Origin of the sequence: Corallococcus exercitus (genome assembly GCF_003611585.1) — a bacterium.
In the GTDB taxonomy this organism is placed as follows: domain Bacteria; phylum Myxococcota; class Myxococcia; order Myxococcales; family Myxococcaceae; genus Corallococcus; species Corallococcus exercitus.
The window spans coordinates 1-9063 of sequence record NZ_RAVW01000399.1; the positions used below are offsets into that span (position 1 = coordinate 1).

The 9063-nt window shown below is 70.8% G+C and carries 8 protein-coding genes; 6 read left to right on the forward strand and 2 right to left on the reverse strand.

Annotation, left to right across the window (positions count from 1 at the left end):
• From D7W79_RS33525 to D7W79_RS33550, 6 genes are all read left to right on the forward strand, one after another.
• Nucleotides 1–536: energy transducer TonB (locus D7W79_RS33525; protein WP_147442174.1), on the forward strand; the 536-nt coding region annotated here is incomplete at its 5' end.
• A gap of 31 nt (nucleotides 537–567) precedes the next feature.
• Nucleotides 568–1329, forward strand: a complete 762-nt coding sequence (locus D7W79_RS33530) for a MotA/TolQ/ExbB proton channel family protein (protein WP_120529415.1) — start codon at nucleotides 568–570, stop codon at nucleotides 1327–1329.
• Entirely contained in the window at nucleotides 1313–1720 is a 408-nt protein-coding gene (locus D7W79_RS33535; protein ID WP_120529416.1) for an ExbD/TolR family protein, read from the forward strand. The genes D7W79_RS33530 and D7W79_RS33535 overlap by 17 nt, the downstream gene beginning before the upstream one ends.
• A 15-nt stretch (nucleotides 1721–1735) precedes the next feature.
• Nucleotides 1736–2167 carry an ExbD/TolR family protein gene (locus D7W79_RS33540; RefSeq protein ID WP_120529417.1) on the forward strand — a complete coding sequence of 144 codons (432 nt, stop codon included), beginning with the start codon at nucleotides 1736–1738 and terminating at the stop codon, nucleotides 2165–2167.
• A 151-nt stretch (nucleotides 2168–2318) separates the two neighbouring features.
• A complete protein-coding gene (locus D7W79_RS33545) occupies nucleotides 2319–5528 on the forward strand; it encodes a TonB-dependent receptor domain-containing protein (RefSeq protein WP_120529418.1) in 3210 nt (1069 codons plus the stop codon).
• 35 nt (nucleotides 5529–5563) lie between these two features.
• Nucleotides 5564–6937 carry a beta-helix domain-containing protein gene (locus D7W79_RS33550; RefSeq protein ID WP_120529419.1) on the forward strand — a complete coding sequence of 458 codons (1374 nt, stop codon included), beginning with the start codon at nucleotides 5564–5566 and terminating at the stop codon, nucleotides 6935–6937.
• Nucleotides 6938–7007: 70 nt separating this feature from the next.
• Here the strand turns inward: D7W79_RS33550 and D7W79_RS33555 are convergent, their stop codons facing one another.
• The gene (locus D7W79_RS33555; RefSeq protein WP_120529420.1) at nucleotides 7008–7505 is read right to left on the reverse strand and encodes a hypothetical protein; all 498 of its coding nucleotides are present in this window, start codon (nucleotides 7503–7505) and stop codon (nucleotides 7008–7010) included.
• A gap of 123 nt (nucleotides 7506–7628) precedes the next feature.
• A complete protein-coding gene (locus D7W79_RS33560) occupies nucleotides 7629–8729 on the reverse strand; it encodes a metallophosphoesterase family protein (protein WP_120529421.1) in 1101 nt (366 codons plus the stop codon).
• Nucleotides 8730–9063: the final 334 nt, after the last annotated feature.

Below are 9063 nucleotides of genomic sequence, written 5' to 3' on the forward strand. Positions count from 1 at the left end.
AGCCGCCGCCGCGCGCCGCGCCTCCCGTCGCCAAGGCCGCGCCTCCGCCCGCTGTGCCCACCGTCGCGCCCGCGCCGCTGAAGGCCCCGGACGCGGTGCCGCTCGACAAGCCGCCCGAGGCTGAGAAGGAAGTCGTCGCCGCGGCGCCCATGGCCGTCGGTGGCACCGGCACGCTCGTCCCCGGCGGTGTGGTGGGTGGCACCGGCAGCGGCGAGGGCATGGCCATCGGGGGTGGCCGCGCGCAGCCCATCAACCTGCCGGAGACGGGCACGCCGCCGGAGCCGCTGTCCGCGAACCTCATCCCCGAGTACCCCTCCGACGCCCGCTCCAAGGGGCTCGAAGGCCTGGTCATCCTCAAGGGCGTCGTCGAGGTCGACGGCCGCGTCACCGGCCTCAAGGTGATGCGCGGCGATGAGCCCTTCGCCAGCGCCGCGCTGGCCGCCGTGCGCACGTGGCGCTTCAAGCCCGCCGTCGTCTCCGGTCAGCCGACCGCCGTCTTCCGCATCTTCAAGGTCCCGTTCCGCCTCAAGTCCTGACGCCTTCCTCCCCCTTCTGAGAGCCACCGCCATGAACTTCAATCTCAAGGAAATCTACGCGCACATGGGCGTCTTCGCCCTGGGCATCGCCTGGACGCTGATCGCCTTCGCGGTCGCGTCGCTGGCGGTCTTCTTCGAGCGCCTGTTCGTCTTCTTCCGCTCGCGCGCCGCGTCCCGCCAGTTCGCGGGCCGCGCCGGTCCGCTGCTCGCGCAGCAGCAGCACGACGCGCTGGTGAAGGAAGCGGACGGCAACAAGAGCAGCCACCTGGCGATGATGCTGGGCGGGGGCATGAAGACGTTCCTCGCGAAGTCCCGCGCTCCGGCCGGCAAGCTGGGCGCCGTGGAGCTCACGCGGCGCGACCTGGTGCGCATCAACGAGCGCATCACCGCGGACGTGCGCCGGGGCATGTCGGTGCTGGCCACGGTGGGCTCGGTGGCGCCGTTCGTCGGTCTGCTCGGCACGGTGGTGGGCATCATCGAGGCCTTCGCCGGCATCGCGAAGGAGGGCTCCGGTGGCCTGGGCGCGGTGTCCGCCGGTATCGCCGAGGCGCTCGTCGTCACGGCGCTGGGCCTGCTGGTCGCGATTCCCGCGGTGCTGATGTTCAACTTCCTGTCCACCCGCGCGGACGCGCTGCTGCTCTCCCTGGAGCAGGCGCGCAGCGAGTTCATGGACCACCTGGAGGACATGGCCGGCGACAAGCGCGCGGTGGCGGCCCACGGCGCCTCGCACGCGAGCGGTGCCACCGACGTCGTCTCCACGCGGACCGAGGCGGGCGATGTCGGCCACGCGTAGGAGCCTCACGCCGGAGATGAACGTGACGCCCCTCGTGGACGTCGTGCTCGTCCTCCTGATCATCTTCATGGTCGTCACGCCGCAGCTGGAGGCCGGCGCCGCGGTGGAGCTGCCCGCGGCGATGAACCCCGACGCGGAGAACAAGAACCTGGAGCCCACCACGGTGAGCCTGGCGGCCAACGGGTCGTTCTACCTGGACCGCAAGCAGCTGACCCGGGACGCGCTGGTGGTGGAGCTCAAGGCGCTGCACCAGGCGAAGCCGGACGCGCCCGTGGTGCTCAAGGCGGACCGGGGCGTGGCGTACGCGCAGGTGCGCGGCGTGTTCAAGGCGATGCAGGACATTGGCTTTCCGGGCATCAGTCTCCAGGTCATCGACCGGAAGAAGCAGTAAGGGGAGGCACGCACCATGGCTTTCGACGTCGGTGGCAGCAAGGGCGGCGGTGTCCGCCCCACGATGAACGTGACGCCCCTGGTGGACGTGGTGTTGGTCCTCCTGATCATCTTCATGGTCGTCACGCCGCTGATGACCAAGAACCTGTGGATGAACGTGCCGGCGAAGCCGGACAAGACGGAGGCCACGCCGCCTCCGCCGCCGGACGCGAAGCCGCCCGTGGTGCTGACGGTGGACAAGGCCGGCACGCTGCGCATCAACCACGAGGAAGTGCCGCGCGACCAGGTGGTCGTCCGGCTGCAACGCATGCTCAACGCGCGCGCGGACAAGATCGTCTTCTTCGACGCGAGCGACGCGGTGCCGTACGGCAGTGCCATGGAAGTGCTGGACCTGGCGCGGGGCGGGAACATCACCGTCGCCGTGCTGCCGGACCGGCTCGCGGACTGAGCGCGAGCCTCGTGTGTCCCCGCGCGTGGTGTGCGCCGCGCGCGGGTTCGTGACGCCGAGTTTTCCCGCCTCCGCCACAGACGTCACAAACCCTTCATCCCAATGCCACGGGCGTCGCGTTGAGTGCGCGTCGCTGTCGGCAAGGAGAGCCGTGTTGTCTCGTTCGAACTTCGTGCGCGCCCTCGTGGCGTCACTCGTGCTCATCACCCTGCCTGCCTTCGCGCAGGCGCCCGGCGCGGACTCCACCGCGCCCGCAGCACCTTCGCCCTCCGCCTCTCCCGGCCAGCAGCCCGCCGGAGAGCTTCCGCCCGTGCCGGGCACGCAAGGTGGATCCGCGCCGTCGCAGCCGGACGGAGCGCTGCCCACCAGTCCCGCGCCGTCGCTGGGCACGCAGCCTGGGAGCGCAGCGAACCCGCAGCCCGGCAACACCGCGCCTTCGCAGGCCATACAGCCCGGGAGCACCACGCAGCCTGGAAGCGCGCCCGCGCGACCCGGCAACCTCACGCCGTCGCAGGCCGCGGATCCGTCAGCTCCCGCGCAGCCCGTGGATCCTTCGGCTCCGGCCGCCGCGCAGTCCGGTACGCCCGCCGACGGCGCCACGCCCTCGGAGGCCACGGCTTCCGACGAAGCCGCCATGGGCGATGAAGCCCTCGCCGAATCCGCCGCGCCGCCCCCGGGCTTCACCGGCATCTATGGCCGGCTGACCGACGAGGCCAATGGCGAGGGCCTCATCGAGGCCACCGTGAAGGTCGTGACGGGCGCCGACAAGCAGGCCCTCACCGACCTGGACGGCAACTACAAGCTCGCGCTGCCCCCGGGCAAGTACGACCTGCGCGCCTTCTACGACGTGTACCAGGGCCGCCGCATCACGGGCGTCATCGTCACCCAGGGCAAGGCCACGAAGCTGGACGTCGCGCTCAGCGCGGACGTGGGCGCGGTGCAGGAGGTCGTCGTCGAGGCCCGCTCCGACCGCCGCGCGGAAGGCGCCCTCCTCCAGGACCGCAAGAAGGCCGCCGCCGTCTCCGACGCCATCAGCGCGCAGGAGATTGCCCGCACGCCGGACTCCAGCGCCGGTGACGCCGTGAAGCGCGTGGTCAGCGCCACCGTGGTGGACGGCCGCTACGTCCTCCTGCGCGGCCTGGGTGGCCGCTATGCCACCACGCTCCTCAACGGCGCGCTCCTGCCCAGCCCGGAGCCGGACGAACCCAGCGTGCCGCTGGACCTGTTCCCGACGAGCCTGCTCGCCAACCTCAACGTGGTGAAGAGCTACACGCCGGACCTGCCGGGCACCTTCGGCGGCGGCACGCTCCTCATCGAAACCAACACCTACCCGTCCCAGTTCGAGTTCAAGCCGCGCCTCACCCTGGGCGGCGACACCGTCACCACCTTCCGCGATCGCAACTCGCAGGCGCAGGGCGGCTTCGGTGAGACGCTGGGCTTCGCCTCCTCCGACCGCGGCCTGCCCGACGCGCTCCCCCGCGACCACCGCCTGGGCGCGGGCGGTGAAACGGCGCAGCAACTGGAAGGCCAGTGGGAGAGCTTCACCAACGTCTGGGAGAAGCGCACCACGCGCGCCGCCCCCAACCTGGGCCTGGGCGCGTCCCTGGGTGACACGCTGCGCTTCGGCAACCAGCGCCTGGGCTACCTGGCCACCGTCAACTACGGCCACCGCGACGGCGTGCAGACGGGTGACTTCGCCCGCGCGGCCCGCGACGAGTCCGGCAGCCTCATCTCCCAGGACGTCGCGCGCACCACGCAGGGCTTCTCCACCGCGAACCTCAGCGGCCTGGCCAGCCTGGGCTACCAGTTCGACCGCGACAACGAGCTGACCCTCTTCAGCCTCTACACGCGCGGCACCGACACGCGCACGTACTCCGCCAACGGCAACAACAACGTGCGCGGCGACACCTACGCCAGCACCCGCCTCCAGTTCATCACCCGCGCGCTGTCCTTCACGCAGCTGCGCGGCTTCCACCGCCTGGGCCTCCTGGGTGACTCCGAGGTGGACTGGCAGGCCAACGTCTCCCGCGTGGACCGCGACGAGCCCGACACGCGCGACACGCTCTACAGCGCCGCCCTCAGCAGCCCGGACGCGCAGCTGTCCTTCCCCAACCAGCCCAACAGCGGCGAGCGCTTCTTCGCGGAGCTGGGCGAGACGTCCACCGGCGGCAGCCTCAACCTCACCCTGCCCTTCACCTCCGACTTCCGCCTGAAGGTGGGCGGCCTCACGCAGGTGTCCTTCCGCGACTTCAACGCGCGCCGCTTCCGCTACCTGCTCACCGAGGAGCCGGTGGACCGCACCCAGTCCCCCGAGCAGCTCTTCTCCCCGGAGAACGTGGGCACCTCCATCAGCGTGCGCGAGACGACGCGCGCGGACGACGCCTACAACGCCTTCCTGGGCATCTACGCCGGCTACGTGTCCGCGGACTACAAGCCCGTGGAGCCGCTGCGCCTGGTGGGCGGCGTGCGCCTGGAGGCGTCTTCCCAGGAGCTGACGCTCAAGGACCCCTTCACCGGCGTGGAGAGCGACACCGGCGGCGCCGACCAGCACTACCTGGACGTGCTGCCGTCGCTGAATGCCACCTACGCGCTGTCGCCGGAGGTGAACCTGCGCGCGGGCTACAGCTACACGCTGGCGCGGCCCACCTTCCGCGAGCTGGCGCCCTTCATCTTCTTCGACTTCGTGCGCCGCCGGAACGTGTCCGGCAACCCCGACCTCCTGGAGACACGCATCCACAACGTGGACCTCCGCGCCGAGTGGTTCGTGGGAGAGAACGACGTCCTGGCCGCGAGCGCCTTCTACAAGCGCTTCCAGAACCCCATCGAACGCGTCATCCGCAATCCGGACTCGGGCGACCTGGGCTTCGAGAACGCCGCGGGCGCGGACAGCTACGGCGTGGAGCTGGAGGCGCGCACGTCGCTGGCGCGCTTCAGCCCCGCGCTGCGCCCGGTGCGCGTGGGCGCGAACCTTACGCTCATCCAGTCGCAGGTGGACCTGGGTGACTCCGCGGTGGTGGGCGCGCAGACGAACAAGGACCGTCCGCTCCAGGGCCAGTCGCCCTACGTCATCAACGTGAACGTGGGCTACGAGCGGCCGGAGAGCGGCACCGAAGTGGCCCTGCTCTACAACGTGTACGGCCAGCGCATCAGCGAGGTCGGCGTGCAGGGCCTGCCGGACGTGTACGAGCGGCCCTTCCACCGCGTGGACATCAGCCTCACCCAGAAGCTGGGCGCGACGCAGCTGAAGCTGACCGCCGCGAACCTCCTCAACGCGTCCGTCACCCTCCGCCAGGGGGACGTGACGGTGCAGACGTACAAGCCCGGCGTGGCGTTCACCGCGTCGCTCGGCTGGGCCCTGTAGCTCCTCCCATTTCCCCTCTGAAAGGACGCACCGACATGAAAAGCCTCTTTGCCTCCGTCCTCACCCTGTCCAGCCTCGCGCTGCTGGCCGGCTGCGGCGACGACGAAAAGCCGAACAACACCCCGGACGGTGGGGATCCGCAGGCCACCGAGCAGGACGTGTCCGGCAGCATCAAGGGCGACACGACCTGGAAGGCCGGCACGACGTACACCCTGAAGGACTATGTGTTCGTGGAGAGCGGCACGCTCACCATCGAGCCGGGCGTCACCATCAAGGGCAACCAGGGCAGCGCGCTGGTCATCACCCGCGAGGCGAAGCTCAACGCGGTGGGCACGGCGGAGAAGCCCATCGTCTTCACCAGCTCGCAGGCGGAGGGGACGCGCGCGGCGGGTGACTGGGGCGGCGTGGTGCTGCTGGGCAAGGCGCGCATCAACGTGGCCGGCGGCGAGAACACCATCGAGGGCTTCTTCGCCACCAGCGGCGACACGCGCACGAAGTACGGCGGCACGGACGACGCGCACGACTGCGGCAAGCTGAAGTACGCGCGCATCGAGTTCGCGGGCTACGAGCTGGCCGAGGACAACGAGCTCAACGGCCTGACGACGGGCGCGTGCGGCAGCGCGACGGACATCGACTACGTGCAGGTGCACAAGGGCGCCGACGACGGCGTGGAGATGTTCGGCGGCACGGCGGGCCTGAAGCACCTCGTCATCACCCAGCCGGACGACGACGGCCTGGACTTCGACCTGGGCTGGCGCGGCAAGGTGCAGTTCCTGGTGGTGCAGCAGAACGCCACCGTGGGCAACCGCGGCATCGAGGCCTCCGGCAACAAGAACGACAACGCCGCGCAGCCGCACACGATGCCGGAGATCTGGAACGCGACGTTCATCGGCTCCGGACGTCCGGCGGGCACGACCCCGGCGCAGGAGGGCCTGGTGTTCAACACGGGCGCGGGCGGCATCCTGCGCAACGTCATCGTGGCGAGCTTCGCGGACAAGGCCATCGACGTGGACGGCACGGCCTCCGCGGCGCTGTGGAACGCGGCCACGCCGGAGCTCTCCGTGCAGAACACGTTCTTCTGGTCCAACAAGGGTGACACGGTGTCCATCCCCAACGCGCCGAACCCGAAGAAGGACGCGGCGGGCACGGTGACGGATCCGGACGTGAGCAAGTTCGTGGAGGCGGAGAAGGTGCTGGCCACGGGCCTGAACAACAAGGTCGTGGACGCGCAGCTGACGGCGGCGCTGAACCTGGACGCCCCGAACTTCGCCCCGGCGGCGAACTCTCCGGCGCTGAACCCGGACAACGCGGCCACCCCGGGCGCGGGCTTCGACGCCAGCGCGCGCTTCGTCGGCGCGGTGGGCAGCAACAACTGGCTGAACGGCTGGACTGCGTTCCCGAAGAACTAGCCCTTCGGAGAACCAGGACCGCGTGCTCCCGGAACGCCGTACGGGGGCACGCGGTCTTCTTCTTGCGGGCCTACGACTGCAGGCTGGCCGGAGCTTCGTCCTGCGCGGAGTCCGGGCCGTTGCTCCCGTCCGTGAAGAGGTTGGCCACCGGGCGCAGCTTGGGGGGACGGCCGCGGCGGCGCGGGGCGTTGTCGTCGTTGCCCGGCGCGGCGCTCACCGGCTCCGCCTGGGCCTGGCCCGCCTTGCGCACCGGACGCGGCAGGTGGATGGCCTCCAGCTTCGCGACCAGCTCCGCGTCGTCCTCCGCGAAGACCTTCGCGTACGCCAGCGCGCGCTGGCCCTTCTGGAGCAGCGACTCCTGGCTCTCGTTCAGCGCCTGCCTCGCCGCGTCCAGCGCCGCCTGCGCGCGGGCCACCGCCTCCGCCTTCTCACGCACGTGCGCCGCGGACTCGCCCAGCACCGCCGTGTCCACGTCCGGGAACTTCACGTCCGCCAGGTCCGTGGCGAACAGCTCGAGCAGCGCGCGCAGCGCGGGGGAGATGGAATCGTTCTCGGGGGTTTCGAACATGGACAGGCCTCCTCACAAGGCGTTTGAACGGCGCCTATCTGCCCAGATGTTCAGTGCCCTTTCAAGGGGGTCTTTTCGCGGGCCGGAAAGTCGGCTCCGGATCCGCCGTCAAGGCCCCGCGGATCAATCCACCCGCACCAGTCCCACGTCCCGCACCCCCGCGGACGGATCCACGTCCACTGCCAGGAAGTGCCGGCCCACCCCGTCGAAGCGCTCCGGAATCGCGCCTCCTCCTCCGGAGATGAACGCCGGGATGCCCGCGTTGGAGAACGAATAGTAGGAGTGGATGTGGCCGTAGAGCGTCAGGTCCACTCCCGCCCGCGCCATCTTCCCCACCAGCCCGGCCGCCTCGTTGCGCACCGCGAAGCCTCCACCCCGGACGCCAATCGGATCCAGGGGCGGAATGTGCATCGCCACCACGTGCACCGCGTCGCGCGCCTCCTCCAGCCAGCCGTCCAGCGCCTCCTCCACCAGCGGATCCACGGTGCTGCTGCCGGAGTCCACCAGGCTGAAGTGCACGCCCCGGAAGATGAAGTGCTGGCTGCCACGGCCCACCAGCCGCTGGTACTCGCGCGCGTCGTCGGAGAAGGTCTCGTGGTTGCCCAGCGTGGCGAACAGCGGGATGCGCGAGTCCGCCTCCAGCCGCTGCTGGAACTCCTCCAACTGCTCGCGCGTCCCGTACTCCGTCAGGTCTCCCGCGAAGAAGATGAAGCGCAGGGAGGGGTCCTGGTTCACGCGCGCGTAGATGTCCCCGACCTTCGACAGCGCCTCCTGCACGTCCGCCAGCGCGGCGAAGCGGAAGGGCTCTCGCGTGTCCCAGTCCGGTGGCGCCACCGTCAGCCGCGCCGTCGTCCCCGGCCGCAGGGCCACGCGCCACGCCTTCATCGTCGGGTGCGCGTCCGGCAGCGCCTGCACCGTCAGCGGCGTGCCCGCTTCGTCCACCGCGTCCAGCACCGCGGCCGGCATCGCGTTGTGCACCGTGAACAGCCAGTCCGTGCGCGCATCGGCGCCAGCGGTGACGCGCGTCGTGAACACCGGCGCCTGACCCCACAGCTCCAGCGTGCCGGATGACAGCGTCCGCACCGACGCGAGCCCGCCCTCCACCTCCACCGTCAGCGCGTCCGCCTGCGCCTGTCCCACGCGCGTGTCCCGCACCGCGCGGTCTTCACTGGGACGCACGCAGCCCGTGGACAGCAGCGCCGCCGTCAGGCCCAGCGCGCCCACGGCTCTGAACCCGTGCCACGAACGCGCGCCCGTGGCAGCGGATCCGCGACCCGCTTCCTCCGCGACGTCCAGTGCGCTCAGCGCTCGGAGTCCGTGCCGTGAACGCGCGCCCGTGGCAGCGGATCCGCGACCCACTTCCTCCGCGACGCCCAGTGCGCTCAGCGCTCGGAGTCCGTGCCGTGAACGCGCGCCCGTGGCAGCGGATCCGCGACCCATGTCCCCGTGGATCCGCGCCGCCTCGTGCACGCCCATCCGCACCGCGTCCTGCTCGCGCGCCCCGCTCACGTGTCACCTCCCACCGCGTACACCAGCGCCAGCCGCCCCATCAGCGCCC

Bases quoted from the DNA above. Each gene is read 5' to 3' on its own strand.
- D7W79_RS33540 (WP_120529417.1), top strand. From the start codon at position 1,736: ATGGCTTTCGACGTCGGTGGCAGCAAGGGCGGCGGTGTCCGCCCCACG.
- D7W79_RS33555 (WP_120529420.1), bottom strand. From the start codon at position 7,505: ATGTTCGAAACCCCCGAGAACGATTCCATCTCCCCCGCGCTGCGCGCG.
- D7W79_RS33550 (WP_120529419.1), top strand. From the start codon at position 5,564: ATGAAAAGCCTCTTTGCCTCCGTCCTCACCCTGTCCAGCCTCGCGCTG.
- D7W79_RS33535 (WP_120529416.1), top strand. From the start codon at position 1,313: ATGTCGGCCACGCGTAGGAGCCTCACGCCGGAGATGAACGTGACGCCC.
- D7W79_RS33530 (WP_120529415.1), top strand. From the start codon at position 568: ATGAACTTCAATCTCAAGGAAATCTACGCGCACATGGGCGTCTTCGCC.